This window comes from Campylobacter sp. JMF_14 EL1 (genome assembly GCF_027737585.1).
Lineage (GTDB): Bacteria > Campylobacterota > Campylobacteria > Campylobacterales > Campylobacteraceae > Campylobacter_B.
Genome location: NZ_JAOVTW010000002.1, coordinates 37,636 through 62,946, shown reverse-complemented (window position 1 = coordinate 62,946; position 25,311 = coordinate 37,636). Strand labels below are relative to the sequence as shown.

Sequence of the window (25,311 nt, the reverse complement as noted above, 5' to 3'; positions counted from 1 at the left end):
AGGTCAGTGTTTTTGCAAAATTTACAAAACTAAAATTTCATAAATTATTTCTCATTTCTTGCAATATAATCACAAATTTTCATTTTTTCAAATATTTACTATCTTGCGTTAAAATCACATTTTATTTTTCATCAAAGGAGAAAAAATGGGATTACTTTCATTTGTTGCAAATGCTGGTAAAAAGCTACTTGGTATCGGAAACGACGAGCAAAATGTCAAAGACGAGATTACCAAAAACCTCTCTTCTACCCCAATCGAGGGCTTAGATGTCAAAATCGAGGGCAATGTCGTTAAAGTAAGCGGAAACGCTGACAAAGAAACTCTTGAAAAAGCCGCTCTAATCGCAGGCAATGTAAATGGAATTTCAAGCGTAGAAATCGAAGGCGTCAATGAAGATAGCGAAGAGAACTACTACACTATCGTCAAAGGCGACAACCTTTCAAAAATCGCTAAGAAATTCTACGGCGATGCTAACAAATACCCTGTGATTTTCGAGGCCAATCGCGAAGTCATCAAAGACGCAAACCTAATCTATCCAGGTCAAAAAATCAGAATTCCAAAAATCTAAATTTATGGGCGCAAAACGCGCCCTACTCTTTTTTTATTTTTCAAATTTTTGTATAATCACCCAAAATTTAGCTAGGAGCAGGTTATGAAAAACGCTTTTACTATGGTTGAACTTGTTTTTGTTATCGTTGTTTTGGGAATTTTATCTAGTATCGCTCTACCTAGAATGAACGCCAGCAGGGACGATGCTGAAATCGTGCGATTGATGACAAATATAAAGACCCTTACTAGCGATATCACAAACTACTACAACGCAAACGGCTGTCTTAGCAACAATCCAAATTTTATGAGCAATGTCGCCACATTTAGCTCAGCCGCTGGTGGCGCGCACGCAGGCAACGGCTCGTGCCTAGCTAACGGCGGTAGCGTGTCAATGCACATCAGAGTCAAAAACAAACCTTGCTACGCCCTAACTTATGGCGTGAGCGAATACATGGGGGCTTGGGTGCGCATAGACGGTATGAGTGCGGGTGCCTCAAATGCGTGCGAACTAGCGCACAATCAAGCCACGATGAAATCAATGCGCGATGCAAGTTTCACATACACAGACGAAACTGGCGCAAACAAAACAGCCAAAGGCACACGAATCGGCGGATTAAATCCGAATAAATTTAGATAAAATTTAGGTTTTGGCGGTTTTAAGGAGCTTTGAATTTTAGTTCTGTTTTCTCATTGTAGCGAGTGAAAACGCCACCCTACGATACTTGCTTCAAATTTTAAAAGTAGCGTGGCGAAAATAATTTATAACCAATTTCGAACTAACTTTCTTCTTTTAAAGACAAACCACAAAAGCGCAATCGCCAAAAACAAGGTAAAATTTTTGTATAATCGAAGCTCTTTTTGTGAAAATTTTACGATTTCTGCGTCTTTTCCACTATAAAATTTTAGAATTTTTGTTTTCTGCTCGTCTTCATAAACAAGCGCTTTGTAAATTTTATAAACATCGCCAAAACTTTCCTTTTTTACCCAAAATGTAAAAAAATAATTATTTTTGCTCAAATAACTAACTATCGGCTCAAATCCCAAATTTGGCTCTACGACCTTAATACAACTATTCCCAGTGTTATTTTTAATGCAGACATTGTAATATTTTCTAGGCGATAAAACCTCATCTCTAAAATTTTTTACCGCTATCTCCTCGATAGATGTTACTTTTCCTTCGATATATTCGGTATTTTTCAAATTAGTTTCTATATTAAACGATATGAAAAAAAGCGTAGCAGAAAACAAAATATAATAAATGTTTTCCAAAATAAATTGCATAAATTTATTTGATTTCATCGATATTACCTTTTTTAGTATTACCAATAGCACAAATTATATTGTCAGTATCTGCAATCCTTAATTTTTTCCACTCGTCAAAACTATTAACTTTAACTAAATTTTGCGGAATTCTTGATGGTTCATCGATAATTTTAAGGCACTCATTTGTTTCTCTTTTAAAATACTGCATAATAAGGTGTTTATCATCATTTTCCAAAGCCTTTTTTATGCACTTTGCTTTCAGTTTAATATTATCGTTATTGCTTATAGAATTGTCTGAAAAAAGATTTTTTGGAGCACACTCGCTAATCATTTCCATATAAACCATACGAAAAACAAAAAACGCAACAATTATCACAAAAGGTAATAAAATAATGTTTTTGTATCGTTTCAAATCATTTTTACTCCCGCCAATATAGCTTATATAATTCAAATTCTTTCCATATCTTATCTCTTATGTCCATATTTTTTATACAAAATTTAGATTGCACATCAAGTTCTAACAATCTATCTCTATTTTTTGTTTTATTTGCCTCATTCAGCTCTTTAATAAAATCGTTATAATTAAAATCGGCGCATATCAATACAGAAGCTTGATCGTAAATTTCTTTTTGTCTGCAAATTCTACTATCAAAAACAATGCCTTGTAATAAAAGTATATTTTTAGTTTCATTTGCTTCTTTTAGTCTAGACAAAAGCCGTTTTTCTGCAAATAAACATGTACTTTTGTCTAATAAATAAGGTGCTGTCACAAGCAATATCAAAATAGTTGAAATCAAATAAAAGATTATTTTTAATATTTTTAATATTTTTTTTAAAAATTTCATCTCATTTTCTTATTTGAAATTTTTGAATTTTCGGTTGCTGTTTTGTTATATTATTTTCAATAAATTCATCATTTATAATTTTTTTTACCTTATCAACCACTATTTGTTCTTGGGAAGTAAAATTTGCGTCTTTTGGTAAAATTCTAAAATAAAAATCTAACATATTTTTAGTTCTATTTAATGCACGATTTGCACAATACACAAATACTTGACTATAATTGCTGTCTAATCGCATGTTATCCATATAATTATATCGATAACATGGGTCTTCTTTGATTGCAACTTGATAGGATATCCTATTAGCGCCACCAAAAACTATAATACATATCAAAAAACCAATAATTACAAACAAAAAATCCCTAATACCTGCTTTCATTTTTTTCTTTTCTTGAATAAACCACCCTTACAGGCGCAAATTTCGCTAAATTTACGACCTGTAATCTGCGTTTATTTTGACATATTCATAGCTGAGATCACAGCCATACGCGCTAAATTCGCCCGCTCCAAGCCCCAAATCGCATGAAATTTCAAATTCGGCCTTTTGCATTACTTCGTGCGCTAGCCTTTCACGCTCCTCGTCTAGCTCACGGTGCGCGCTATCATACACAAGCGCGTCATCGTATTTTATCACGAGTTTTTCGGCGTCGCACTCTATCCCGCACGCGCCAATTGTAGAGGCTATGCGCCCCCAGTTTGGATCCTCGCCATAAATCGCTGTTTTGACAAGCGGAGAATTTGACAAAGCCTTAGCAGCCTTTTTGGCTTCATTATCATTTTTCGCGCCAAAAACTCTAAATTTTACCAGCTTATTCGCGCCCTCGCCATCACGCACTAGCATTAAAGCAAGGTCGAGTGCGAGTTTTTTCAGCGTGGCACGAAACGCCTCTTTATCATAGCTAGCGCGCGCACTGGTAGCTAGCATGACGGTATCGTTCGTGCTCGTATCGCCATCGACACTGACCCTATTAAAGCTATCCTCCACAGCCTCGCTTAAAAGCTCGCTCATATCAGAGTGTGGGATTTTCGCGTCGGTTAAAATATAGCAAAGCATAGTCGCCAAAGCCGGATTTATCATACCTGCACCCTTGCAAATACCTGCTATGTGAAATTTCTCGCCACTATCTAAGCTCACTTCGTAAGCAAACTCCTTTTTTAGCGTATCTGTCGTCATAATCGCCGTGGCTATGGCATCAGAATCACGCGCCATAAGGTCGAAATTTTTCGCAGCGGCTATGATTTTTTCTTTTTTTAATCTATATCCAATGACGCCGGTTGAGCTCATCACAGGATTTACTAAGGGCGTAAATTTTGAAATTTCAGAGAAAATTTCATCTATATCGCCAATACCAGCTTCGCCGGTCATTGCGTTTGCGTTTTTAGAATTTATCAAAATGAAATTCGTGCGAAATTCCCCGCCGTTTTTCTCTAAAATTCGCCTAAAATGCGCTATTGGCGCAGCGGCAAATTTATTACTCGTAAAAATCGCGCTTATAGCAAACGGCTCGTCGGCTCTAATAAATCCCAAATCATTTCCGACCTTTTTAAAGCCCGAATTTAGCCCGCCAAAATAAAATCCGTCGATATTTTCAAGGCCGTTTTGCAAAGGGGCGATTTTATACATATTTCATCTCCTGAGGTTTATATTTGCTTCTAATTAGCTTTTTGGTATCCCTAATACCCTCGGCTGTGCCGATGACTAGCAATTTCGCGCCAGTGCCGATTAGATAATCCCCATCAGGCATAGCTACAAAGCGGTTGTTAGCTTCCTTCACGCCCACGATATTTGCGTTTGTCATCTCTTTGAGGCGGGTTTCTTTGAGGCGTTTGAACCTCATCCACGAAAACTCAGGGACTAAAATTTCTTCGATATCAATCGGAGAGTCTTTTTGATAAACGAGGCGTTCTAGGATATTTTCCATATCTGGGCGCACACTAATCGCCGAAAGACGCTGTGCGGCGAGTTTGGACGGCAACACGACAGAATTCGCACCAAGTTTTTTGAGGCGTTCGCTGTCGCTGTCGCTGTCAGAATTCGCCATGATAAAATACGGCGTAATACGCCCTAATTCTTTTTCATAAAGCCTAACAAGCGTAATAATAGCGATATTATCGGCTAAATTTGGACTTAGCGTGATTACGGATTTTGCGCTTGAAAGGTGCGCTTTTAAAAGCGTTTTTTGCTCGTGCGGATCGCCGATTATATAGTATGGGTATAAATTTTCATCAGCGCTTTTTGCCAAATCTGGGTTTGGATCAATGACGACAAATGGGATATGATTGGCGCGAAATTCCTTCGCCAACTCCGCACAATACGAGTTGTTATAGCATATAATGTAGTGATTTTTGAGCCTTGCGATATTGTTTATCATAGCTTGCTCCCTGATTAAATTTTGCAGTGTTCCTCTTTTGATAACTTCGACGACGACACCCAGACAAAACGAAAATGTCCCAAAGCCCATCAAAATAAATGCGATTGTAAAAAGTCTGCCAGCAGGCGGTATTGGCGCCACCTCGGTAAATCCGACGGTGGTAAATGTCATGCCTGCTTGATAAATTGCATCAACTAGCGAAAATCCAGCAGTGAACATATAGCCCAAAGTCCCCACTAACTGCATTAAAACAATGATAATTAGTGGAAGTCTAAATGGGCGTAGTTCGTCGTAAATTTCGCTATAAAGGTTAATGTCCGGTTTAGTAGAGCCGGACCAGTTGAGGAATAATTTTATTCTGCCTAAAATAGACATAAATTCCTCTTTTTAAGGTTATCTTGATTGTTTTTTCATTGTTCTTAGAGTTGAAGCAGCTACTTTGATTTTTCTTGTAGTGCCGTCTTCTAGCTGAACGCGAACTGTGCGTAGATTGACTTGGAATTTTTTCTTAGTTCTGTTGTTTGCGTGGCTTACATTGTTTCCTACCATCGCACCTTTGCCAGTGATTGCGCATCTTCTTGCCATAATAAATCCTTATAATTTGAAAATAAACGGCGATTATATCTTAAAAAATTTCAAAATTTGCTTAAATTATACAAAGTATTAAATTTAGCAAATTTTATGAGAAAAATTAGTAAAATTGCGAGTTTTATAAATTTGATAAGGAAATTTGATATGTATGTAGCCCCTAGTATTTTATCAGCTGATTTTGGCAGGCTTAGCGAAGAAGTGCGCGCAGTATGCGACGCGGGAGCAGATCTGATCCATGTCGATGTCATGGACGGACACTTCGTGCCAAATCTCACAATCGGCCCACTTGTCGTAAATGCCGTAGCCAAGGCCTCTACAAAGCCTCTTGATATTCATTTAATGGTGCAAAATGTGCCGTTTTTCGCTGATTTATTTTTGCCACTAAAACCGAAATTTTTAAGCTTTCATATCGAGGAAGAAAAACACCCTTTGCGCTTGATAGATCATATCCGCAAAAACGGCGTCAGCCCCGCTATCACGCTCAATCCACACACGCCAATTAGCGCACTTGATTACATCATAGACGAGGTTGATATGGTGCTTTTAATGAGCGTAAATCCGGGCTTTGGCGGGCAAAAATTTATCCCCTCAGCCTTGCGCAAAATTTCAGAACTTAGAAATTTGATCGAAAAACGGGGCGCAAAATGTATGATCGAAGTCGATGGTGGCGTAAATGGACTAAATGTCGCCGAGCTAGATAGCGCAGGCGCAGACATCGTCGTGGCTGGAAATTTCGTATTTTCATCAAACGATTACAGCGAAGCTATCAAAGCCCTAAAAGTATGAGCCAAGACAGCAGAAAAAGGCTTGATAACCTAATCGAACTTTTGGCGCAAAAAAGCATAAACTACCACGATTTTATTGCCAAAGCGCAAAAAATCGAGCTAATTGCGGAGCTTTTTGAGCCAAAAGATTTTAGCATGTGGCGCGCCATGGGGCTAAATGTCATCAAGCTAGACAACGGCAAAATCACGCTCAAAACCCGCGAAACCGATATCGAGGACGAGATTTTTTGCTTTGTGGATATCGAGACTAGCGGCGGGCTAAGCAGCGGCCAAATCATCGAAATCGGCGCGATAAAGGTGCAAGGCGGAGAAGTTTTGGATAGATTTGAGAGTTTCGTTTATGCAAATTTCGTGCCAGAGGGTATCACCGAACTAACCGGAATTAGCGCAAGCGATTTAGTGGGCGCGCCAAGCCTAGCTAGCGTTTTGGAGCGGTTTCGACTATTTTTAGGCGACGCGATTTTCGTGGCGCATAATGTCAAATTCGATTATGGTTTTATCGACGCAAGTATGCAAAAATGCGGATTTGGCATGCTGCTAAACCGCAAAATTTGCACCGTAGAGCTAGCGCGTCGCACGATAGAGTCGCCTAAATACAATCTCGGCGCGCTAAAAGAGCTTTTGGGTATCGAAAACACCCACCACAGGGCTTACAGCGACGCTATTTCGTGCAAGGAAATCTTCGCTCACGCCATAAGCGCACTTCCATGGAGCGTGCAAAGCACGGAGGATTTAATACTATTTTCCCGCACAGCAGGGCTGAAAAATACAACGAGCAAAAATTGTAATTCATAAACAAAAATTTAAATTTGATTTTATAACGATATATTTATAACTTATAGAAATTTTAGACATAAAAAAACGGACAGGCGAACCTGTCCGTGAAATTTGGCAAAATTTAGACAATCAAATCCTAGAATAGCCCAAATTTGCCATCTTTGCGTTTGTATAAAACGCGCATTTTGGCGTCCATATCGTTGAAAACTAGGAATTGATCGGTGCTTTCTTTTAACTTATTTAGCGCCTCGTCGATTTCTAGCGGTTTGTAAAGATCTAGCTCTGTTGGGACGATTTCATCGACATTATCGTCTAAATTCGGCTCGCTAGCCTTGATGATTTCATCTACTGCGTTTTGTTTCATATCATCGCGGTTTTTGTGCGAATTTACCTTGTCGTGGTAGCGACGAAGCACTTTTGCAAGGCGATTTGTTGCGTTATCTACCGCTGCGTATAGGTCTTTGTCTTTTTCGCGCACGACAATTGTGTCTTGGTGAGCCAAATTTAGCGAAAAATCCACGACGAAGCCCTTGCGACCTTGTTTTTCATCTGCTGATACGACAGCACGACCTGATATAATGTCAAGGTTGTATTTTTTTAGACTATCAAACGCTTGTGTGATATAATCCTTAATAGCGTCTGTTAGTTCAAACTGTTTTCCTACTATACTTAAATTCATTCTTTCCTCCATTGAAATTAAGGTTTTTGTATTGTTCTTCTATGGTATCTGATTCTTGGTTCGCCAAGAGCGTTAGTAGATGTAACAGTAACATCGATTAATGCTTGATGGCTTTGCACAACTCCACTATTTATTTGATTTCCAGGATTAGCAGGATCATCAATCATAGTGTTTTGTAATGGTATTTGTCCTATGGTATTAAGATTACATGCGCTTCGAAAATTCATATCCAAATAATCTATTCTCACATTTATATTAAACAATGGATTTTGTGCATTTGGATAGGTAATGTTTATAGTTTCTAAGCAATTTTCTGTTGCAGCACAAGGAGCAATGCCAGTATTACACGCTGGATACTGATGCTTTTGCATAGCCAAAACAGCATACTCTGTCGCACTTTGCGCTAAAAGCACAGCCTGCTCGCGGTTGTGAGCATTATTTGTATCGCGGGCTGTCATCGTAGCGATAGAAAGCGCAGTAATAGCCGTAGTGGCAACTAAAACGATAAAAAATATTGCGGCTATCAAGCCAAAGGCTCTTCTCATCTTTTTCATTAGTACACCACCTGAGATTTACACATAACCATATCTAATTGATTAGGGTCAAAATTTCTACCATTATCTCTCATACATAGTTTCATAGCAATCGATCCCGCCTCATCTCTAAGCCTAAACATAAACACATCCTCGGCCAAAAGTGCATTACTTGTAGTGGCACCATTGTATGTTTCACCAAGCCATGGTCTGTAATTATAAGCCAACATAAGATTGAAATTTTGACTTGCTTGGCCACCATAATTTACATTTGCGGTCCCAGTCGGATAAATCGTGTAAGCAGAATGAACCAAATAATACTGTTCCGAAAATTCTCTATCTCCACTTGCATTTGCAGGATAATTAGTGATAGTTAAAGTTTCATTTGCACCTGCATTTACAGTAGCATCTGCCACAAATATCCTATCAGCCGCCAAATTTGTCCCACTATAACCAAAAGCAGTATTAATCTGGCCACCATAAAAATCACTAGCCACACTTTTAAATATAACCGCGAAATTATTATATCTGCCAGCAGCACACCCTCTTGCGGCGCATGTTAGATTACTAATTATACCGCCTACGCTGGTTAAATTACTTCCTTGGGAATTTATATTGTTGTTGCCAGCAGCCCAAGGTGTTGGGATTGATTGTACATCTACAAATCCACTCCAACCAGGTCTTTGATTATTTATATCCTTAGTCTCTATACTTTGACCAATCCACTCTAAAATATTGTGTGCTGATGTAGTGCTAGGAAGCTCTAAAAATTGATTGATAGGTTGTCCATCTATCCTGCCTATTGTAGTGCCAGGCACACGATATTCCAATCTATTTGTTATCAAAGTTATTGCATTTTGCGTTCTTGATTCTAACTGATTTAAAGCACGGGTATGCAAATATGATCTATATATCTGAGAATACAAGTCTGCACCAAACATAGAGATTATACCCAAAATCACTATGACCATTACTAATTCTATTAAAGTAAAACCCTTTTTCATGTTCAATCCTATCTATAAGCAACGGTTTGGTTTTCTACGCCAATGTTAAAAGTATAGTATCTAAGAACTACGCTAGTTCCATCTGCTGCATTTGTCGATGTTACTGAAACCAATTTGACATCAGTAGGATTTCCATTTGCAAAGGTATCACTAAAATTTGCCACTAAATTTTGGCTATTAGCATAATTAGATCCAGCAGCTATCGGATCTGCTACATAATCCACTCTAACAGCTGTATTTGTAGTCAATACAAAATCGCCAGTTACCAAATCATCCACATTTAAAACATGAGCAAAACCATTGTAATCATCTACATCGTTGTAGTTAGTAGCATCTCCGAAAGATATCGCATTTGCTCCTGTACCGAAATTAGCGTATGGCGTAGGAGTAGCTAAGCTGATTTTTCTCATACCAGGATCAATACCACCACCAGTGACCGTATTATACCCCTTATTAATTCCTGGCCTAGCTGCCGCTTCATCAGCTGCTACGGTATGTATCATCGGAGGTAACTTACATGCAGAATCGCTACCACAATCCACTACAATATAATTGCTATCCCACTTCGCCGGCTGAATACGGCTCATCATAGATTTAGCATTATAAACAAGCTCCTGTTGCACGGCAAACATATTCAAATTTACCGTCTGAGCGACTATACGCGGTATGGCCATTGTAGTAATAGCCAAGATTACGATGGTAAAGACCAACTCGATCAGAGTGAAACCCTTTTTCATCTCGCCTTCCTTAAATTTTACTCATGGATACTCAATATCCACTGCTAGACGCATAATTATACAATGCAAAACCTTAAATTTGCTATTTTTACGCATACAAAATGAAATTTTTAAAATTTAAGTGAAATTTTGGTGTATATTTACCTAAATATTATAGAATTGCGGGTTAAAATTTCACAAGGAAAAAATATGCAAAATTTAATCAAATTTCTACTTTGTGCCTTGTTTGTCGCATTTATCGGCGGTTGTAGCTCGAAGGGCGATGGCACACTTTTTAACCTCAGCCAAGAAGCATGGTATGCGCAAATCCTAGACGATTTAAACTCGCTTTCATACGATGATGCCGAGACGCACTACACGAGCTTTGCTAGCGAGCACATCGCTTCACCGCTTTTGGAAGAAATGACGCTGATTATGGCACAAGCCTTCGTCGATGACGAAAATTACGAAAAAGCAAACAAATATCTAGACGAATATATCCGCAGATACGGCACCGCGAGAAAAATCGAGTATGCAAGATACCTAAAAATCAGAGCAAATTTCGACTCATTTTCACGCCCAGGTCGCAATCAGCGATTAATGCTAAATAGCATAGATGAAATTCGCAAATTTATCATCGAATACCCTCAAAGCCAGTATAGACCGCTATTAGAAACTATGATGACCAAGCTTCGCTTAGCTGAACACCAGCTCAATAAAGACATAAAAGACCTTTACGAGCGCACTGGCAAGGACGAATCAGCCAAAATTTACGAAAGCAGAATCGAAAATTCGCCGATGAACAGCACCGAGATTATCAAACCACAATCCCCATGGTATCGCGCGATATTTGAGTAGGAAATTTCTAATGCAGTTATCACAAAATAAAAAATTTCCCACAGATTTGCCGATTTTGGTCGAGGACGAGCTGTTTTTATACCCGTTTATGATAACTCCGCTTTTCATAAGCGACGAAAAAAACAAAAGAGCCATCGATCTTGCCATAAAAAACGAATCTATGATAATGGTAGTAAGCTCGACGCCCGAATTTAACGGCGACAGGAGCTTCGGCGGGATTTATCATATCGGCGTAATCGGCACTATCATGCGCACAGTGCCACTTCCTGATGGCAGGGTTAAAATTTTATTCCAAGGCTCTGCAAAGGGCAAAATTCTGCACGAAATTTCGCAAAACCCGCTATTTGCCACTATCGGTATCGTCCATGATGAGCGAGGCGACGAAGCAAAAATCGACGCATCAATCAATGTTTTAAAAGAGAGAGTCAAAGCCCTAAGTAGCCTAACGCACTTTTTCCCAAACGATCTGCTTAAAACTATCGAGGAAAACACAGACGCATCGCGAATTTGCGATTTAACACTAAGCGCGCTCAGGGTCAAAAAAGAGATAGCGTATTCGTTTTTTTCGCAGTTAAATTTAGAAAAAAGAATTTTCGATCTCATCGCCTACATTGCCGATGAAATCGAATCTTATCGCCTCGAAAAAGAGATCAAAAGCAAAGTTCATAGCAAAATCGATCAAACCAACAAAGAGTATTTTTTAAAAGAGCAGTTAAAACAAATCCAAAAAGAACTTGGCTCAGATAGCGACAGAGAGGTCGAAATCGAAGAATACAGAAAAAAGCTGGATCTAAAAAAGCCATTTATCAGCGATGAAGCCTACAAAGAGATAAAAAAGCAAATCGACAAATTTGCGCGCCTTCACCCAGACAGCGCAGACGCAGGGCTTTCGCAAAGCTATCTCGACTGGGTTTTGGAAATCCCATTTGAACAAATGGCAAAGGAAAAACTCTCAATCCAAAGCGTAAGCAAACAGCTAAACAAAGACCATTATTCCCTAGAAAAGCCAAAAGAGCGTATCGAAGAGTATTTCGCGCTAAAAGAGCTTTTAGAGCTTCGCGGAAGCGTAGATAAAGATGGCAAACGCGTGAATAATGGCGCGATTTTGTGCTTTTACGGACCTCCTGGCGTGGGTAAAACCAGCCTAGCAAACTCAATCGCAACTGCGCTAAAACGCAAATTAATCCGTATCGCACTTGGCGGATTAGAAGATGTCAATGAACTTCGTGGCCACCGCCGCACCTATGTAGGTGCCATGCCAGGGCGTTTGGTGCAGGGTTTAATCAGCGCAAAACAGATGAATCCTGTCGTCGTGCTAGATGAAATCGACAAGGTATCCACCTCGTATAAAGGCGATCCGACCGCTGTTTTGCTCGAAATTTTAGATCCAGAGCAAAATTCAGCATTTAGAGATTATTACCTAAATTTCGATATCGATTTAAGCAAGATTATTTTTATCGCCACAGCGAACGATATTTCCCAAATACCTGCCCCACTTCGCGACAGAATGGAGTTTATCGGGCTTAGCTCATACACCCCGCAAGAGAAATTTCAAATCGCAAAAAACTATCTAATCCCGCAGGAATTAGAGCGACACGGGCTCAAACCAGCCGATATCAGCTTTCACTCTGCTGCGCTTGAAAAAATCATCGCCGAATACACCAGAGAATCAGGCGTGCGTAACCTGCGCCGCCAAATCGCAGCGATTTGCCGTAAAATCGCCGTTAGAATTCTAAAAGATAGCGAATTTAAAAAACTTGCCATAACAACCAAAAATTTAGAAGAATTTTTGGATAAAAAGGTTTTTGAAATCGACGCCGTGAAAAAAACGAACCAAATCGGCATTGTAAATGGCCTAGCTTGGACGAGCGTGGGCGGCGATGTCCTAAAAATCGAAGCGATTAAAATCAAGGGTAAGGGTGCGATGACGATTACCGGTCAGCTTGGCGATGTGATGAAGGAATCCGCTCAAATCGCATTTAGCGTGGTAAAAGTCCTAATCGATAATGGAAAATTAAAATTTGAAAAAAGCGCAAATTTGGCAAAAGACGAGCAAATTTATAACAAATTTGACCTGCATATCCATGTCCCAGAGGGCGCTACGCCAAAAGACGGCCCAAGTGCTGGAATCACGCTAGCAACGGCGATTGCATCGATTTTAAGCGAGAAAAAGGTGCGCTTCGATGTGGCGATGACAGGCGAGATTACGCTAAGTGGGGCTGTGCTTGCAATCGGCGGATTAAAGGAAAAATTAATCGCCGCGCACAAGGCCAAAATCACCCACGCCCTAATCCCGCGCAAAAATTTCGAGCGCGATTTGGACGAGATTCCAGATGAAGTCAAAAACGCCATGCAAATCACGCCAGTCGATCACATAGAAGATGTGCTAAAAATCGCATTGGTCTAAATTTAGCCTTTTAAAGGAGATAAAATGATAAGCAAAACTAGAAAAACGAAAGAAACCGACATAAGCTTGGAGCTTGAAATTTACGGCTCCGGCAAGGCTGAGATTAGCACAGGCATTGGCTTTTTTGACCACATGCTAACAGCTTTGTGTAAGCACTCATTAATGGATATAAAACTCGTTTGCAAGGGCGATTTGGAAGTGGATTTTCACCACAGCGTCGAAGACTGTGGAATCGTGCTAGGAGAGGCGATAAAAGAAGCGATTTATCCGATTCAAAATGTCGAGAGATACGGCGATAGCGTGGTTGTCATGGACGAAGCAGCGAGTAGCTGTGCGTTGGATTTATCAAACAGAGCATTTTTGGTTTATGAAGGTCTAAAAACCGGCAAAATCGGCGAATTTGACGCTGAGTTAATCGCTGAGTTTTTTAGAGCCCTTGCGTTTAACGCTAGTATCACGCTTCATCTAATAAATTTGCGTGGCGATAACGCTCATCACATAGCAGAAGCGTCGTTTAAAGCATTTGCAGTCGCATTTAGACGAGCCGTCGCCAAAAATTCACGCACAGGAACTCCAAGCACAAAAGGTGTTTTGTAGCAATGGATACATTACTTTGGCTTTTTGAATTTTTTTGGATACTTTCGTATTCTTTATTTATCCCAATTAGTATAACAATAGTTTTGTTAATCATTTCATTATATGGTTTTATTGAGCTAAAAAGAAGCGATAAAGAAAATTCGGATTATAAAAATTTGAAAAAAGTAGTCTTAAAATTTGCCATTATAACCTGCATTTGTGCAGTTATTACAATTGATTTATATATCACAAATTTAATATTCCAAGAGCCAATTTTTCATATGTAAATTTAGGAAAATTTTAAAATGAGTGATTTGTTTTTTACAATACTTTTATGGGGAATTCCGATTTTATTGCTTGTCGGAGTTGGAATTGTCGATAAAAAAATTAGAACCTATCTTAATACAAGAGGTGGCTCAAAACTTACTAACACATTGATTTATATAATTTTATCTCTTGTAATTGTGGCGATTGTCTTTATTTCTTCTTTGGTGGTGCTTATGATTTTAATGTCTCTGCCTGGTGCGAGTATGTAAGGGCGACGAAAATTCACAAAATGGGGTTTTGAGATGCAAGATTTTATAGTTCTTGGTGTTTTGATTGTCATTGTTTTTACGCTTGTGCTAAAACTTCATAAAAACATCCAAAAAACTGACAATTATTTGGCATTAAAAGGGCTTGTGTTTGTGCTTTTGTTTATAGTTTTGGTTATTTTGCTTGGCAGTTTAGCACTTATAATTTTATTTTCTTTGCCTGGTGCGAGTATGTAAGGAAAAATTATGAGTGATGAAAAATTTTATAAAATAATCCTTGCGATTTGCATTATTTGGGCATTTAGCGTGGCTGGACTGATTGCTTATACTTTTGATTTGCAAAGCAAATGCTCGATTATTTCGTATATCGCAAATGGGAAATAAGCCGTGAAAAAATCTCAAATTTTAATAATCATTTCGCTTATTTTAGCGTTTTTGGCGTTTGATTTGGCATTTTATCACGGCATTACCAAACGCTACAAAAACTCCACAAACCCCGAAATGCAGGCAAAATCAATCGAAATTAGCAAATTTTTGCCCTTTGATGAGAATTCACACATTTACAAAACAAAAGCGGACTTAAATTTACAAGACGACTTGCCCGTCATCGACGGAGCGGCGGCACTTTTCCCTGTGTTTTCGGCTTTTGTAAATGCGATTTATCCAAAAGATAGTGTGGAATTTGACGGCGAAAATTTCAGCGAAAAAAGCAGACTAAAATACACAAACACTCGTGGTGCCTACAAGGCTGTGGTTGATAAGAAAGCAGATTTGATTTTTGTCGCAAAGCCGTCAAAGGCTCAACTACAATATGCCAAAGAAAATGGCGTGGATTTAGAATTCGTGCCAATTGGGCTTGAAGCCTTTGTTTTTATCGTCCATAAAGATAATCCCGTATCAAATTTAAGCACCGCTCAAATCAAGGAAATTTATAGCGGAAAAATCACAAAATGGTCGCAAGTAGGCGGGGCAAATTTATATATCGATGCTGTGCAACGAAATGAAGGCAGCGGTTCGCAAAGTGCGATGAGCGCGTTTATGAAAGATGAAAAAATGAAGCGAAACACGCTTGGATTTTTTGGCTCAGCTATTGGCTTTTCGTTTCGTTACTATGTCGAAACTCTCGTCGCAAACGGTAAGGTTAAAATGCTAAGCTTAAATGGAATTTACCCAAATAAAGAAAATATCAAAAACCGCTCATATCCGATAATAGGCGAAATTTACGCCGTGTATGATAAAAATAACAAAAACGAAAATATCGCCAAAATTTTAGAGTGGATTTTAAGCGCACAAGGGCAAGAAATCATCGAGCAAAGCGGATATGTGGGGATAAAATAGTGTTTTTTATTTTTGTAATTTTACTAATAATAACGCTACTTTTTGGATTTATTGCATCTTTTGTAAATTTATGCAAAACTCGGACTATGGCAGATTTCGCCACTTTTATATTTTGGATTTTGTGTTTAGCTATTTTATTAATTTTATTTTCAAATATGACTTCACTTGGTATTTGAAATTTGCTAAATTTCAATCCCTCGCCACGCTAAATTTACCACCACCGCAGGCTAGCAAGCAAAGTGAAATTCCGATATAAAGGTATAAAATCTCCGCCTCAAATCCGCCGTGTTTTGATAATGCCAAAAAATCAGGGTGCGCTAGATAAAATATCACGCCGCACAGCCCAAGCACGATGAGCGCGTTTATGAAAGATGAAAAAATGAAGCGAAACACGCTTGGATTTTTCGGCTCAGCCATTGGCTTTTCGTTTCGCTACTATGTCGAAACTCTCGTCGCAAACGGCAAGGTTAAAATGCTAAGTTTAAACGGCGTGTATCCAAACAAAGAAAATATTAAAAACCGCTCGTATTCGATAATAGGCGAAATTTACGCCGTGTATGACAAAAATAACAAAAACGAAAATATCGCCAAAATTTTAGAGTGGATTTTGAGCGCACAAGGTCAAAAAATCATCGAGCAAAGCGGATATGTGGGGGTAAAATAATAAATTTAACAATTTTAATCCTATCTCGTTTAATAAAATGTCTAAATTTTAGCTATAATCCACGGATTAGATTTTTTAAAAGGGGCGATGATGAGCGAAACTCAATTTTCCAACTCCGTTACCTTGCGCGACAACCGCAATGGCGCGACATACGACTTCCCAATCCTTGATGGCACAATGGGTCCTAGTGTAATTGACATTTCGAATTTTTACAAAGACACTGGAATGTTTACCCTAGATAGGGGATATACCTCCACAGCCATGTGCAAAAGCTCGATTACATACATTGACGGCGAAAAGGGCGAGCTCATGCACCGCGGATACGATATCGCGTGGCTAGCGCAAAACAAACGCTACCTCGATGTCGTGTATCTACTGCTAAATAAAAAACTGCCTAGCAAGGACGAATACAACGCGTTTTTATACGAGCTCAAAACCCGCTCATTTATCAACGAAAAAATCCTAAAACTTTTCGACGCATTTCCAGATCGCGCCCACCCTATGGCGGTTTTACAGGCATGTATCGCTACGCTTAGCGCGTATTACTCTAAGGATATGAGCTTTGACGATCCTAACGAATACATGGAAATGGCAAAACGATTAGTAGCCAAAATGCCAACTCTTGCGGCATTTTATTATCGCCACTCCAAAGGCTATCCTATCATTTATCCTGATTTGGCGCGCGGATTTACGGAAAATTTCTTGTATATGATGCGAAGCTTCCCGCACTCGCATGTCGATCTCAAACCAATCGAGGTCAAAGCCCTAGATAGCGTGCTTATGCTCCACGCTGACCACGAGCAAAACGCCTCAACGACGACGGTGCGCACGGTGGGTTCTACTCACGCTCACCCTTATGCGTGCATAAGCGCAGGTATCGGCGCGCTGTGGGGACATGCGCACGGTGGGGCGAACGAAAGCGTAATTCGCCAGCTAGAAATGATAGGCACACCAGAAAATGTCGATAAATACATCGCCAAAGCCAAGGACAAATCCGATCCGTTCCGCCTAATGGGCTTTGGACACCGCGTCTATAAAAATTACGATCCGCGCGCCAAGGTGCTAAAAGGTCTGCGAAATCAGCTAATCGAAGAGATCGGAATCGATACGAATTTAATCCGCGTGGCAAATAGATTAGAAGAAATCGTGCTAAATGACGAATATTTCGTATCTCGCAACCTCTATCCAAATGTCGATTTCAACTCAGGTCTAATCCTAAAAGCGCTCGGAATTCCGACAGAAATGTTTGCCGTAATCTTCGTAATGGGACGAAGTCCAGGCTGGATGGCACAATGGATAGAGCTCAAAGAGCAAGAAACTATAAAAATCGTCCGCCCTCGCCAACTCTACATTGGCCCAGAGCGCATAAACGAATAGCCCAAATTTAGGGCAAAATTTGGGTTAAATTTAAATGCAAAATTTAACCCAAAATTTTTGAAATAATTTAAAATTTATTAAAATTTTACGCTATAATCCTGTGTTTTTATGAAAGGGGTAAAAATGAAAAGAAAATTGTTTTTAATATCTTGCGCGGTATTTTGTTTGGGCTCTTTGTCTTACGGGGCACCAGAGCTCACGGTAGAAACCATGCCAGACGCGGCGAATTTGGATTTAGGCGCATATATGACTCCTGCTAATGCAAGCGAAACAAACGCTAATGGCGAGGTCGCGGCCGAGGCAAACGCGACTGCCGCCCAGCCAAGTGCAGAGGCGAATGCTACTGAGGCAAATGCTACCGATGCGGCTGAAACCGCAGCTGATACGAACGCAACCGCAGCCACTCCTGCGCCTAGCATAAGCCCAGAAGTGGCAGAACAAGGCGCATTGCTGTATAAAACCTGCGTAGCTTGCCACGGCGCAAAAGGCGAAAAAACCTACACAAAAGTCCCACCTATCGTAAATTTATCTAGCGAAGAGAGATTAGAGAAGCTCCACGCCCTAAAAGACGGCACTGCAAACGACGGCAAGGGATATTATGGTATGGGCGCAGTGATGAGAGGCCAACTTCGCATAAGCGACGATCAAATCGGCGTTTTAAACGCGTATATCGAATCGTTTAAAAACTAATTTAACTCAAAAATTTTGCTAAATTTGGCTTTTGGCTAAATTTAGCAATCCTAAATTCCTTCAAATTTTAAAATTCGGAGTATTTATGCAAATACGAAGCGCGAAAACCGCAGATTTGGACGCTATCAAAGCCATAGAGGACATTTCATTTCCGCCAAATCAAAGGGTCAGCAAAGAGGCTTTTGGCGAGTTTTTGGCGAAATTCGCTGATGATATTTTCGTAGCCTACGAAAATAATCAAATCATAGGCGAGATTGTGTCGCTATGCACAAATGAGCGAGATTTCGATGATGGTATGTTTTTTGGCACTAAATTTTACGACAAAGACGGCGCGTGGTTAATGGGGCTAAGCCTTGGCGTGATGCCAGAATTTAGGGGTCGTGAGATCGGCTCTGCGCTGATAGGCACCCTGCAAACACACGCCATAGCGCGCGCAAAAAGCGGAATCGTGCTAACCTGCGAAGAGCGTTTGGTGAAATTTTACGAAAAATTTGGCTTTGTAAATGAGGGAATTTGTAAGTCAAAATTCGGCGATAAAAGCTGGTATCAAATGCGCTGGGAGATTAAAAAGGGCTAAATTTAAGCGCAAATTTGAAAGAGAACATAAAATTTATCTAAATTTAACCCTTAAATTCGCGCTAAATCGCGCGTTTTTTACTTTTTAATAATGCAATAATGCCAAAAAGTCCAAAAATAATGCCAATCACGCTAAGTAGGCCTTGGTATTTCGCAAAGGCTAGCTCATCGTATTTGCTAACGCCGAAATTCTCATCAATATCCACGCTAAATTCGCTTCTGTGCTCGCCGTGATCACTCTGCGCACTTATTTCGACGCGGTATTTCCCGGGCGCAGGTGGCAAAAAGGCTAGTTTGCCGTTTTCATCCGTCTGTGCGATTTGCATAGCGAGCGCACTTTCTCCTTGGTAAATGCGAACTTTGGCGTGTTTGGCTGGGATAGAAGTGGCAAAATTCGCATTGATTATCACGGCTTTATCATGCGTGATATTGTAGCTAATCCCATGCGCAAACGCCAAAATAGCGCAAAACAAAACGCTAATTAAAACTCTCATTTAAGCTCAAATGTGATTGAAGTTTGGATCAAGAGTTTGTTGGCATTTGGGTCTGAATATTCGCTTCTAGCGCTCTTGGCAGCGATTACATTTAGCCCTTTTTCAACTGGGATTAGCGCGATACCAAACTCGTTTGTGCTAAATTCCCAGTCCTCATGCACGCCGACTTCAAATTTTGTTTTTGGTGATGGTTTGCCGTTTTTGAGCACCAAAACAGGGAGTTTGTCGCCGTCTTTTAGTGAAAATGGATCTGCAAGGGCGATGATTTCGAAATCAAGGCCTATCGGGCTTAGCATTGCTTCGTTCCACGAAAAATAAGTTTTGCCGATTTTTAGGCTTCTTGAATTTGCAAAAACTGCGCCTTTAACGCTCTTTAATCCGCCTTTGACGAAGCTTCCGCCCTCATCGGTTTCTATCCAATACCCAGCGTCGTAAATTCCGCTCATTACAGCTGGTTTGCTTGCTGTTAGCACGACAGGCGTGGCGTTTGCGTCGTCAAATTTATAATCAATTCCTGTTTTGATAGGTTTTAAATTTTCATCGTAGCCGTTAGCTGCGATTAACTGCTCGCTGGCATATTTTTCAAACTCGCCATGAGCCCAAAATTTGACCTCGTATTTGTTCGTGTCGATGTTTTGGATAACGATTTGGTGGGCATTTGCGCACATACAAAATGCAACGAAAAGAAGTGCTTTTTTAAACATAAAATTCTCCTTGAATATTATTAAAAATGGATTAGTATTATAGCGACTAAATTTTAATATTAATTGAATTTTGGTGTTACTAATATAAATTTTTGCTTTTATTGCAATATATACGAATTTTAAGCCCCTTTGTGCTAAACTAATGGGCTATTTCAAAGAAAAGGATATGTTATGTTTCACGAATACAGAGATTTAATCACTGAACTTAAAGGCAAAAATGCACGCTTTGATGCGTTGTTTGAAAAACACGATGATTTAGATCATCAAATCGCAGCCGCAGTCGAGGGCAGAGTGCATATGAGCGATTTAGAAGTCGATTCACTAAAAAGAGAGAAACTTCGCGTAAAAGATGAAATCGGTATGTTTTTGGCTAAGATTAAAGCTGAAAAAGAGGGCAAATAAAAAGGTTGCGCACTCCGCGCAACCATAAATTTAATATCAAATTTATAAAATTACAAAAATAATTTATCTTCCAGGCTGTGTAAGCGTTGTAATCCGATATCGATGTATTCCATTAATTTTTCGTTGTTTTTGACCAAATCGTCGTAGTAAGCTTTGGCTTTTTCCTTCGCTACGAAGTCAGGTTCGACATATTTTATGCCTGATTTAAACAAACCCTTTGTTTCGACAAAATATGTGCCCCAGATCTTATCACAATGCTCAATGCTAGATTCTGTAAAGCTCACGATCGAATCATACGCGACATTTCCAAGTAACTCTTGCAATTTATTAGCAGGATTTTTCAAAAACGAGTAAAAATCCTTAAACGGAGCAAATACCTGCTCTAAATTTTGCGCTGAGTCCTGATAAATCCCCTTTTTGACGCGAAACATCATCATTTCTTGCGAATTTACAAATCTCTCAACGGCTTTTATAGTATCCGCTTTATTCACTGGAAATTTCCTTTGGTTGAATTAATATAAATCGCTATTATAACACAAATTTATAAAATTTATGTTAAAATACCAGAACAAAAAGGAAAATATATACAAAAATAGGAGGTAAGTATGGAAAGACCTGTTCCCATAGATGAACAAATCGAGCTGGATTTCAGCAAAATCATCATCTCAAAGACGGATCCTCGCGGTATCATTACCTATGTCAATGATTATTTTTTGGAGGTTAGCGGATATAGCGAGGGCGAGCTCATCGGCAAACCACACTCTATCGTCAGACACCCAGATATGCCAAAAATCGCATTTAAGCTAATGTGGGATAGCATTTCTAAGGGCAGACCATTTACGGCTGCGGTGAAAAATCTAGCCAAAGACGGCAGGTATTACTGGGTCATCGCCAAGCTCGATCAAGTCATCGACCCGCATACCAAAAAGGTCGTCGGACACACGGCTATATCGGAGCATACGGCATTTCGCACGCCAGCACCAGCCGAGATAATCCAGCAAATCGAGCCGATTTACAAAAAACTAGTCGAGATCGAAAATAGCTCTGGCATAAAGGCTAGCTATGAGTATTTGGAGGGGTTTTTGCACGCCAACAATACGACTTATGACGAATTTATCGACGGAATCGTCACCAAAAAAGGATTTTTAGACAAACTCCAAGCCAAATTTGGCAAAATTTTTGGAAGATAAATTTAGGTGAAATTTAGCGTTTGGCGCATTTTTGCAAATTTAAATTGCCAAACGCTAAATTTGTAAATTTTTAAGGTTTTTATTTTGTAGCATTTCACACGCTTCTTCGTTTAATTTATAAAATTCATCGCGAGAATATAAATTAGAAAAATGTTTTTCATACATTTTTTCTACATTGCAAATTTCAGGGCGAGTGTCGTAAATATCGCACTCGTGGCCACGCAGATATTTACAAACGCCATCGCCTCTGTCAAATTCGCTAAGCTGGGGAATATTTGCGATATGCCTGCAACACTCCCCGCATTTAGAACAATTAAAGCTCATTAGCCACTTGTTTCTCTGCTAAATTTACTTGCTCGTCAATTTGCGTTGCGACAAGCTCTGATTGCTCTGTTAGCTCTCCACTTTCTGTTAGCAATGGCGTATCCAACAAAGTTTTTATAGTTTTTATCACAGAAATACTAGCACCAAAGATTTTTCTTTCTTTTTCATCAAATTTAGTCGGGTCTGCTTTGCCAGTGTCTGGATTTTTATATTTTTCTACTATTTTTGATAATTCATAATTTATCGGCATAGCTAACGATTCAAGGCGAAGAAAAAATCTATAAAACATATCCGCTCTTCTTCTTATGCCGTCACACGCTACACTTGCAGTTTTTAGCTCTCGTTCGTATTTTCTAGCTTTGTCTAAATTTGCATAAGCTTCATCTTTTAGAGCACTGGCTTTTGAACTAGCTATTAGCCCAATCACTGCCAATGCAGGAGCAGCTACCAAACCGCCTAACACGGCAGTTCCACCAGCTACTCCTAAACCACCAGCTGCCAAACTTCCGCCACCAAAAAATGCCAAAGTAGCGTTTGTAGCAGCCACACCACTAAGAGTGCTAATCGCCGTGCCCGTGCTAGCAGTAGCTAACCAACCAGCTGCACTATATGCACCAAAAGCCGTTAAAGCTCCGCCCGCAGTCCCAGCGACTGTTCCACCTAGTATAGATGAAGCAAAACCACTCATCTCTTTAAGTTCGACAAATTCGCTTTTATCTATCTTAAATTTGCTCAACTCTTGCAAACCTATGCTATCTTTAAACTCAATTTTTTCTATCGTATCAATTAGACTTTTTACAACATTATCTAAAATGAATAATTTTTTCTCGCCTAAATTTTCAAGTGCTTTTCCACTAGCTTTTCGGTGGGTGTCGATAAGTTCTTTTGCATCTTCGATAATTTCGTTTGCTCGATTATTTACTGAGTTTGCAGTTTTATTATCCCGATAAGCATCACAGCACTTTTTTACTCCGTATAACAAAATTGGAATTGGTGCTAATATTATTATTGGTAATGGCATATTTTCTCCTTTATTCTAGTGTTGATGAGAGCGAGATTAGCTCTGAAATGTTATTTTCTAGCACAGCTTGATTTTTGTCTAACTCTTTACTCAAAATTTCAGACTTTTGCGAATTTATTTTTGAGTTTTGTAAGAATTTCTTTTGCTCTACTACTGCAACCATAGCCTTAGCTATATCTTCAAATTCTCTTGCAAATGTTTTATCTAGCCTTGCAAATTCGCAGTAAAGATTAACCAAGCTTCGCTCATTATCAGAATAATCACCGTCTATAAAGCCCATATTTACAAGCGTCCAAAGAAACTGCATATTATCCATCTTGTCATAACTACGCTCCATAGCTTCTTGAATACAAATTTTAAATATCTCTCCAACCGGCTCCCCGCTTCCAAGTAACGAATTTACTTCGCTTTTTACTTTTAACATATCTTTCTCGCTTACGGCATATTGTTTAGCAATTTCCCTTAAAAGCCCTTTTTCCTCATCTGTGATACCGTCGATATTTATCGCTAGTAATAACAAAATAAGTTTATCCTTTGTTTGCATGTTTTTCCTTTCTTAATTAAATTGTAATAGTTTCGCCTTTTTCAATCAAAGCATTAAATTCATCAAAATCTTTAAATTGTGTTTCACCCCCTAAATTTTCTGTAAGTAAATTTGCATTTTTGATAAAGCCGTCAATATCGCCTAATTTATACATATCGCTCATACGAGAAAATGCTTTGTCAAATTCGGCTATATGGTCGCTTAAATACTCATTGATATAACTCCTAAGTTCGCTTTCATAAATTTGCAATAGTTCTATGATTTTTCCACAAATTCGCTCCATATCAGCTCTATATTGTTTAGCTAACTTGGCATGAAATTTCAAATCATCCAACACAGCCAAACAAAGTCTTGCAACACCTATAAAATTCACACGCAAAATATTTGCTTGTTTGTATGCGTCAGCTAAATCTATGGCAGTAAAAGTTACAGATGAAATAGTCAGCATTCGTTTAATCGTGCCGTTATTAAACGGCAAAACAACTTGCCAATCTATTTGTTTTAAGTCTTGTAAATTTTTAATTTCTTTCTCGCTTATCTCCATAGCAAAACGGCGAATAAAATAAAACGCCCTAACAACACACTCGTTTATGATTACGGGCAATGCTTGCCTAGAAAGTTCATAAGCTACGCCAATTTCGCCCCTTAAATCAAAAGGTTTTATGCTCTCTTTTATAATTTTTCCATCTTCATCATGCTTGGAAAATAATGTGCCGTTAAATAATTTTGAAATAAACACAGAAAATTCAGAATTTCCACTTTCATTTTTAAAATTTTGAAAAATAGGCAAAGACGAAATTTCTTTTAACAACGACACAATAGGTCCAGGAAGTCCAGTTCCCCCACCTGCTGTGCCACTAGAACCAGCCATATCGCTAACCATGTGAAAAAACCAATAAACTACTCCAAAAAGAATTTTTTCATATATATCTTTTCTGATAAGCGTAGTATCTTTTAACGGAACTATCATAAAAGCTCCCGTTGTGCCTGTGCCATACACATTGCCAGTAAATTGCGTAAGCAAAGAAAACATTAGCCCAATAGGCGTAGGGTGGTGTGAAAAATCACGCAAATGGTGCTGTAACCCGCCACCAAATTCAGCCGTAGCTTTATCGACGGCGATAGGAAATTTATCTTCTAAAAATTTTATAGCACCGTCTAACTTATCGCCTTTGTATCCTTGCCATTTGGCTACTTTTTGCACAAAGTAATTGACTTTTTCGCTACCCCACTGCTTACCCCTATTAAAATCAAACGCTCCGACCCAAATTATATCAATAGCCCCCGCAATAGCACCACTAGCAAAAGCAACCATATAATCTAAGCTATCAGCATTGTTTTTTAATTTGCCATAACGCCTGATTATGCTATCTGCTTCAAATTCTAAATCGCTTATTTGTTGTTCTAATAATGCTAAATTTTGCAACCTTGTAATTTGTTTTGCACTAGCAAATGAATGCTCATAAGGAAATAAATTTGTCATTTTTTCTTCTTTATAAAAT

General features: G+C 39.1%; 37 protein-coding genes. 18 read left to right on the top strand and 19 right to left on the bottom strand.

The window, feature by feature from the left end; genetic code table 11:
• Positions 1-145: 145 nt before the first annotated feature.
• Entirely contained in the window at positions 146-568 is a 423-nt protein-coding gene (gene lysM / locus OFN73_RS03770; RefSeq protein WP_270862304.1) for a peptidoglycan-binding protein LysM, read from the top strand.
• 84 nt (positions 569-652) lie between these two features.
• Complete coding sequence (locus OFN73_RS03765) at positions 653-1,186, top strand: type II secretion system protein (RefSeq protein WP_270862303.1); 534 nt, start codon at positions 653-655, stop codon at positions 1,184-1,186.
• Between the two features lie 122 nt (positions 1,187-1,308).
• Here OFN73_RS03765 and OFN73_RS03760 read toward each other — a convergent pair whose 3' ends face one another.
• From OFN73_RS03760 to rpmB, 7 genes are read right to left on the bottom strand one after another with little or no spacing between them, the layout of a single operon-like run.
• Entirely contained in the window at positions 1,309-1,848 is a 540-nt protein-coding gene (locus tag OFN73_RS03760) for a hypothetical protein (RefSeq protein ID WP_270862302.1), read from the bottom strand.
• Positions 1,835-2,263, bottom strand: coding sequence for a hypothetical protein (locus OFN73_RS03755; protein WP_270862301.1), 429 nt, complete (start codon positions 2,261-2,263; stop codon positions 1,835-1,837). The genes OFN73_RS03760 and OFN73_RS03755 overlap by 14 nt, the downstream gene beginning before the upstream one ends.
• Positions 2,232-2,657 carry a hypothetical protein gene (locus OFN73_RS03750; RefSeq protein WP_270862300.1) on the bottom strand — a complete coding sequence of 142 codons (426 nt, stop codon included), beginning with the start codon at positions 2,655-2,657 and terminating at the stop codon, positions 2,232-2,234. The genes OFN73_RS03755 and OFN73_RS03750 overlap by 32 nt, the downstream gene beginning before the upstream one ends.
• A 1-nt stretch (position 2,658) precedes the next feature.
• Positions 2,659-3,033, bottom strand: a complete 375-nt coding sequence (locus tag OFN73_RS03745) for a hypothetical protein (protein WP_270862299.1) — start codon at positions 3,031-3,033, stop codon at positions 2,659-2,661.
• 51 nt (positions 3,034-3,084) lie between these two features.
• Entirely contained in the window at positions 3,085-4,278 is a 1,194-nt protein-coding gene (argJ, locus tag OFN73_RS03740) for a bifunctional glutamate N-acetyltransferase/amino-acid acetyltransferase ArgJ (RefSeq protein WP_270862298.1), read from the bottom strand.
• Positions 4,271-5,401: a potassium channel family protein gene (locus OFN73_RS03735; protein WP_270862297.1), complete on the bottom strand. Its 1,131-nt coding sequence runs from the start codon at positions 5,399-5,401 to the stop codon at positions 4,271-4,273. The genes argJ and OFN73_RS03735 overlap by 8 nt, the downstream gene beginning before the upstream one ends.
• 18 nt (positions 5,402-5,419) lie before the next feature.
• Positions 5,420-5,611 (bottom strand): 50S ribosomal protein L28, encoded by a 192-nt coding sequence (gene rpmB / locus OFN73_RS03730; RefSeq protein WP_270859292.1) that lies wholly within the window; start codon positions 5,609-5,611, stop codon positions 5,420-5,422.
• A 150-nt stretch (positions 5,612-5,761) separates the two neighbouring features.
• On the opposite strand from rpmB, the gene rpe reads away from it, so the two are divergent.
• Together rpe and OFN73_RS03720 are read left to right on the top strand one after the other, a co-directional pair.
• Positions 5,762-6,403 (top strand): ribulose-phosphate 3-epimerase, encoded by a 642-nt coding sequence (gene rpe / locus OFN73_RS03725; RefSeq protein ID WP_270862519.1) that lies wholly within the window; start codon positions 5,762-5,764, stop codon positions 6,401-6,403.
• On the top strand, positions 6,400-7,197 hold the full coding sequence (locus OFN73_RS03720) for a 3'-5' exonuclease (RefSeq protein ID WP_270862296.1): 798 nt from the start codon (positions 6,400-6,402) through the stop codon (positions 7,195-7,197). Before rpe ends, OFN73_RS03720 begins: the two co-directional genes overlap by 4 nt.
• 118 nt (positions 7,198-7,315) lie before the next feature.
• Here the strand turns inward: OFN73_RS03720 and hpf are convergent, their stop codons facing one another.
• From hpf to OFN73_RS03700, 4 genes are read right to left on the bottom strand one after another with little or no spacing between them, the layout of a single operon-like run.
• Positions 7,316-7,858 carry a ribosome hibernation-promoting factor, HPF/YfiA family gene (gene hpf, locus OFN73_RS03715; protein WP_270862295.1) on the bottom strand — a complete coding sequence of 181 codons (543 nt, stop codon included), beginning with the start codon at positions 7,856-7,858 and terminating at the stop codon, positions 7,316-7,318.
• Between the two features lie 17 nt (positions 7,859-7,875).
• Positions 7,876-8,412 carry a type II secretion system protein gene (locus OFN73_RS03710; protein WP_270862294.1) on the bottom strand — a complete coding sequence of 179 codons (537 nt, stop codon included), beginning with the start codon at positions 8,410-8,412 and terminating at the stop codon, positions 7,876-7,878.
• Positions 8,412-9,395: a type II secretion system protein gene (locus OFN73_RS03705; RefSeq protein ID WP_270862293.1), complete on the bottom strand. Its 984-nt coding sequence runs from the start codon at positions 9,393-9,395 to the stop codon at positions 8,412-8,414. Before OFN73_RS03705 ends, OFN73_RS03710 begins: the two co-directional genes overlap by 1 nt.
• A gap of 8 nt (positions 9,396-9,403) precedes the next feature.
• Positions 9,404-10,132 (bottom strand): type II secretion system protein, encoded by a 729-nt coding sequence (locus OFN73_RS03700; RefSeq protein WP_270862292.1) that lies wholly within the window; start codon positions 10,130-10,132, stop codon positions 9,404-9,406.
• 189 nt (positions 10,133-10,321) lie between these two features.
• Here OFN73_RS03700 and OFN73_RS03695 point away from each other — a divergent pair, with 189 nt between their 5' ends.
• The 8 genes from OFN73_RS03695 to OFN73_RS03660 are packed head-to-tail and all read left to right on the top strand — an operon-like array spanning position 10,322 to position 15,823.
• Positions 10,322-10,969, top strand: coding sequence for an outer membrane protein assembly factor BamD (locus tag OFN73_RS03695; protein ID WP_270859336.1), 648 nt, complete (start codon positions 10,322-10,324; stop codon positions 10,967-10,969).
• A 10-nt stretch (positions 10,970-10,979) separates the two neighbouring features.
• Entirely contained in the window at positions 10,980-13,376 is a 2,397-nt protein-coding gene (lon, locus tag OFN73_RS03690) for an endopeptidase La (RefSeq protein WP_270862291.1), read from the top strand.
• A gap of 24 nt (positions 13,377-13,400) precedes the next feature.
• On the top strand, positions 13,401-13,973 hold the full coding sequence (gene hisB / locus OFN73_RS03685; protein WP_270862290.1) for an imidazoleglycerol-phosphate dehydratase HisB: 573 nt from the start codon (positions 13,401-13,403) through the stop codon (positions 13,971-13,973).
• A 2-nt stretch (positions 13,974-13,975) separates the two neighbouring features.
• Positions 13,976-14,239, top strand: a complete 264-nt coding sequence (locus OFN73_RS03680) for a hypothetical protein (protein WP_270862289.1) — start codon at positions 13,976-13,978, stop codon at positions 14,237-14,239.
• Positions 14,240-14,257: 18 nt separating this feature from the next.
• Positions 14,258-14,488 carry a hypothetical protein gene (locus OFN73_RS03675; protein ID WP_270862288.1) on the top strand — a complete coding sequence of 77 codons (231 nt, stop codon included), beginning with the start codon at positions 14,258-14,260 and terminating at the stop codon, positions 14,486-14,488.
• 33 nt (positions 14,489-14,521) lie between these two features.
• Positions 14,522-14,722: a hypothetical protein gene (locus OFN73_RS03670; protein ID WP_270862287.1), complete on the top strand. Its 201-nt coding sequence runs from the start codon at positions 14,522-14,524 to the stop codon at positions 14,720-14,722.
• 9 nt (positions 14,723-14,731) lie between these two features.
• Positions 14,732-14,869 carry a hypothetical protein gene (locus OFN73_RS03665; RefSeq protein ID WP_270862286.1) on the top strand — a complete coding sequence of 46 codons (138 nt, stop codon included), beginning with the start codon at positions 14,732-14,734 and terminating at the stop codon, positions 14,867-14,869.
• 3 nt (positions 14,870-14,872) lie between these two features.
• Entirely contained in the window at positions 14,873-15,823 is a 951-nt protein-coding gene (locus tag OFN73_RS03660) for a PstS family phosphate ABC transporter substrate-binding protein (RefSeq protein ID WP_270862285.1), read from the top strand.
• Between the two features lie 189 nt (positions 15,824-16,012).
• On the opposite strand, the gene OFN73_RS03655 is transcribed toward OFN73_RS03660, so the two are convergent.
• Positions 16,013-16,240: a hypothetical protein gene (locus OFN73_RS03655; RefSeq protein WP_270862284.1), complete on the bottom strand. Its 228-nt coding sequence runs from the start codon at positions 16,238-16,240 to the stop codon at positions 16,013-16,015.
• Between OFN73_RS03655 and OFN73_RS03650 the strand changes: the two genes are divergently transcribed.
• The 4 genes from OFN73_RS03650 (at position 16,203) to OFN73_RS03635 (ending at position 19,131) form a co-directional block, all read left to right on the top strand.
• Positions 16,203-16,487, top strand: a complete 285-nt coding sequence (locus tag OFN73_RS03650) for a hypothetical protein (RefSeq protein WP_270862283.1) — start codon at positions 16,203-16,205, stop codon at positions 16,485-16,487. The two genes, OFN73_RS03655 and OFN73_RS03650, sit on opposite strands and share 38 nt — an antisense overlap.
• Before the next feature lie 90 nt (positions 16,488-16,577).
• Complete coding sequence (locus tag OFN73_RS03645) at positions 16,578-17,864, top strand: citrate synthase (protein WP_270862282.1); 1,287 nt, start codon at positions 16,578-16,580, stop codon at positions 17,862-17,864.
• A 123-nt stretch (positions 17,865-17,987) separates the two neighbouring features.
• Positions 17,988-18,554 (top strand): c-type cytochrome, encoded by a 567-nt coding sequence (locus OFN73_RS03640; protein ID WP_270862281.1) that lies wholly within the window; start codon positions 17,988-17,990, stop codon positions 18,552-18,554.
• Positions 18,555-18,639: 85 nt separating this feature from the next.
• The gene (locus OFN73_RS03635) at positions 18,640-19,131 is read left to right on the top strand and encodes a GNAT family N-acetyltransferase (protein ID WP_270862280.1); all 492 of its coding nucleotides are present in this window, start codon (positions 18,640-18,642) and stop codon (positions 19,129-19,131) included.
• Positions 19,132-19,192: 61 nt separating this feature from the next.
• On the opposite strand, the gene OFN73_RS03630 is transcribed toward OFN73_RS03635, so the two are convergent.
• A complete protein-coding gene (locus OFN73_RS03630; RefSeq protein ID WP_270862279.1) occupies positions 19,193-19,624 on the bottom strand; it encodes a hypothetical protein in 432 nt (143 codons plus the stop codon).
• A complete protein-coding gene (locus tag OFN73_RS03625) occupies positions 19,621-20,328 on the bottom strand; it encodes a DUF4198 domain-containing protein (RefSeq protein WP_270862278.1) in 708 nt (235 codons plus the stop codon). The genes OFN73_RS03630 and OFN73_RS03625 overlap by 4 nt, the downstream gene beginning before the upstream one ends.
• Positions 20,329-20,499: 171 nt before the next feature.
• Between OFN73_RS03625 and OFN73_RS03620 the strand changes: the two genes are divergently transcribed.
• On the top strand, positions 20,500-20,730 hold the full coding sequence (locus OFN73_RS03620; RefSeq protein WP_270858312.1) for a YdcH family protein: 231 nt from the start codon (positions 20,500-20,502) through the stop codon (positions 20,728-20,730).
• Positions 20,731-20,780: 50 nt separating this feature from the next.
• On the opposite strand, the gene OFN73_RS03615 is transcribed toward OFN73_RS03620, so the two are convergent.
• Positions 20,781-21,221 (bottom strand): hypothetical protein, encoded by a 441-nt coding sequence (locus tag OFN73_RS03615; protein ID WP_270858311.1) that lies wholly within the window; start codon positions 21,219-21,221, stop codon positions 20,781-20,783.
• Positions 21,222-21,335: 114 nt separating this feature from the next.
• Here OFN73_RS03615 and OFN73_RS03610 point away from each other — a divergent pair, with 114 nt between their 5' ends.
• Positions 21,336-21,920 (top strand): PAS domain-containing protein, encoded by a 585-nt coding sequence (locus OFN73_RS03610; protein WP_270862277.1) that lies wholly within the window; start codon positions 21,336-21,338, stop codon positions 21,918-21,920.
• A gap of 54 nt (positions 21,921-21,974) precedes the next feature.
• Here the strand turns inward: OFN73_RS03610 and OFN73_RS03605 are convergent, their stop codons facing one another.
• From OFN73_RS03605 to OFN73_RS03590, 4 genes are read right to left on the bottom strand one after another with little or no spacing between them, the layout of a single operon-like run.
• Complete coding sequence (locus tag OFN73_RS03605) at positions 21,975-22,244, bottom strand: YkgJ family cysteine cluster protein (protein ID WP_270862276.1); 270 nt, start codon at positions 22,242-22,244, stop codon at positions 21,975-21,977.
• Complete coding sequence (locus tag OFN73_RS03600) at positions 22,234-23,265, bottom strand: hypothetical protein (protein ID WP_270862275.1); 1,032 nt, start codon at positions 23,263-23,265, stop codon at positions 22,234-22,236. The genes OFN73_RS03605 and OFN73_RS03600 overlap by 11 nt, the downstream gene beginning before the upstream one ends.
• 10 nt (positions 23,266-23,275) lie before the next feature.
• Entirely contained in the window at positions 23,276-23,809 is a 534-nt protein-coding gene (locus OFN73_RS03595; RefSeq protein WP_270862274.1) for a hypothetical protein, read from the bottom strand.
• Positions 23,810-23,825: 16 nt separating this feature from the next.
• On the bottom strand, positions 23,826-25,292 hold the full coding sequence (locus tag OFN73_RS03590) for a hypothetical protein (RefSeq protein ID WP_270862273.1): 1,467 nt from the start codon (positions 25,290-25,292) through the stop codon (positions 23,826-23,828).
• Between the last annotated feature and the right edge of the window lie 19 nt (positions 25,293-25,311).

Coding starts and splice junctions, on each gene's coding strand:
- OFN73_RS03610 (WP_270862277.1), top strand. CDS start 21,336: ATGGAAAGACCTGTTCCCATAGATGAACAAATCGAGCTGGATTTCAGC.
- OFN73_RS03645 (WP_270862282.1), top strand. CDS start 16,578: ATGAGCGAAACTCAATTTTCCAACTCCGTTACCTTGCGCGACAACCGC.
- OFN73_RS03655 (WP_270862284.1), bottom strand. CDS start 16,240: ATGGCTGAGCCGAAAAATCCAAGCGTGTTTCGCTTCATTTTTTCATCT.
- OFN73_RS03665 (WP_270862286.1), top strand. CDS start 14,732: ATGAGTGATGAAAAATTTTATAAAATAATCCTTGCGATTTGCATTATT.
- OFN73_RS03720 (WP_270862296.1), top strand. CDS start 6,400: ATGAGCCAAGACAGCAGAAAAAGGCTTGATAACCTAATCGAACTTTTG.
- OFN73_RS03705 (WP_270862293.1), bottom strand. CDS start 9,395: ATGAAAAAGGGTTTTACTTTAATAGAATTAGTAATGGTCATAGTGATT.
- lysM (WP_270862304.1), top strand. CDS start 146: ATGGGATTACTTTCATTTGTTGCAAATGCTGGTAAAAAGCTACTTGGT.
- OFN73_RS03700 (WP_270862292.1), bottom strand. CDS start 10,132: ATGAAAAAGGGTTTCACTCTGATCGAGTTGGTCTTTACCATCGTAATC.
- lon (WP_270862291.1), top strand. CDS start 10,980: ATGCAGTTATCACAAAATAAAAAATTTCCCACAGATTTGCCGATTTTG.
- OFN73_RS03760 (WP_270862302.1), bottom strand. CDS start 1,848: ATGAAATCAAATAAATTTATGCAATTTATTTTGGAAAACATTTATTAT.
- OFN73_RS03620 (WP_270858312.1), top strand. CDS start 20,500: ATGTTTCACGAATACAGAGATTTAATCACTGAACTTAAAGGCAAAAAT.
- OFN73_RS03640 (WP_270862281.1), top strand. CDS start 17,988: ATGAAAAGAAAATTGTTTTTAATATCTTGCGCGGTATTTTGTTTGGGC.
- OFN73_RS03595 (WP_270862274.1), bottom strand. CDS start 23,809: ATGCAAACAAAGGATAAACTTATTTTGTTATTACTAGCGATAAATATC.
- OFN73_RS03590 (WP_270862273.1), bottom strand. CDS start 25,292: ATGACAAATTTATTTCCTTATGAGCATTCATTTGCTAGTGCAAAACAA.
- argJ (WP_270862298.1), bottom strand. CDS start 4,278: ATGTATAAAATCGCCCCTTTGCAAAACGGCCTTGAAAATATCGACGGA.
- OFN73_RS03695 (WP_270859336.1), top strand. CDS start 10,322: ATGCAAAATTTAATCAAATTTCTACTTTGTGCCTTGTTTGTCGCATTT.
- OFN73_RS03765 (WP_270862303.1), top strand. CDS start 653: ATGAAAAACGCTTTTACTATGGTTGAACTTGTTTTTGTTATCGTTGTT.
- OFN73_RS03675 (WP_270862288.1), top strand. CDS start 14,258: ATGAGTGATTTGTTTTTTACAATACTTTTATGGGGAATTCCGATTTTA.
- rpe (WP_270862519.1), top strand. CDS start 5,762: ATGTATGTAGCCCCTAGTATTTTATCAGCTGATTTTGGCAGGCTTAGC.
- OFN73_RS03670 (WP_270862287.1), top strand. CDS start 14,522: ATGCAAGATTTTATAGTTCTTGGTGTTTTGATTGTCATTGTTTTTACG.
- hisB (WP_270862290.1), top strand. CDS start 13,401: ATGATAAGCAAAACTAGAAAAACGAAAGAAACCGACATAAGCTTGGAG.
- OFN73_RS03750 (WP_270862300.1), bottom strand. CDS start 2,657: ATGAAATTTTTAAAAAAAATATTAAAAATATTAAAAATAATCTTTTAT.
- OFN73_RS03630 (WP_270862279.1), bottom strand. CDS start 19,624: ATGAGAGTTTTAATTAGCGTTTTGTTTTGCGCTATTTTGGCGTTTGCG.
- rpmB (WP_270859292.1), bottom strand. CDS start 5,611: ATGGCAAGAAGATGCGCAATCACTGGCAAAGGTGCGATGGTAGGAAAC.
- OFN73_RS03600 (WP_270862275.1), bottom strand. CDS start 23,265: ATGCCATTACCAATAATAATATTAGCACCAATTCCAATTTTGTTATAC.
- OFN73_RS03680 (WP_270862289.1), top strand. CDS start 13,976: ATGGATACATTACTTTGGCTTTTTGAATTTTTTTGGATACTTTCGTAT.
- hpf (WP_270862295.1), bottom strand. CDS start 7,858: ATGAATTTAAGTATAGTAGGAAAACAGTTTGAACTAACAGACGCTATT.
- OFN73_RS03605 (WP_270862276.1), bottom strand. CDS start 22,244: ATGAGCTTTAATTGTTCTAAATGCGGGGAGTGTTGCAGGCATATCGCA.
- OFN73_RS03635 (WP_270862280.1), top strand. CDS start 18,640: ATGCAAATACGAAGCGCGAAAACCGCAGATTTGGACGCTATCAAAGCC.
- OFN73_RS03745 (WP_270862299.1), bottom strand. CDS start 3,033: ATGAAAGCAGGTATTAGGGATTTTTTGTTTGTAATTATTGGTTTTTTG.
- OFN73_RS03710 (WP_270862294.1), bottom strand. CDS start 8,412: ATGAAAAAGATGAGAAGAGCCTTTGGCTTGATAGCCGCAATATTTTTT.
- OFN73_RS03735 (WP_270862297.1), bottom strand. CDS start 5,401: ATGTCTATTTTAGGCAGAATAAAATTATTCCTCAACTGGTCCGGCTCT.
- OFN73_RS03625 (WP_270862278.1), bottom strand. CDS start 20,328: ATGTTTAAAAAAGCACTTCTTTTCGTTGCATTTTGTATGTGCGCAAAT.
- OFN73_RS03650 (WP_270862283.1), top strand. CDS start 16,203: ATGAAGCGAAACACGCTTGGATTTTTCGGCTCAGCCATTGGCTTTTCG.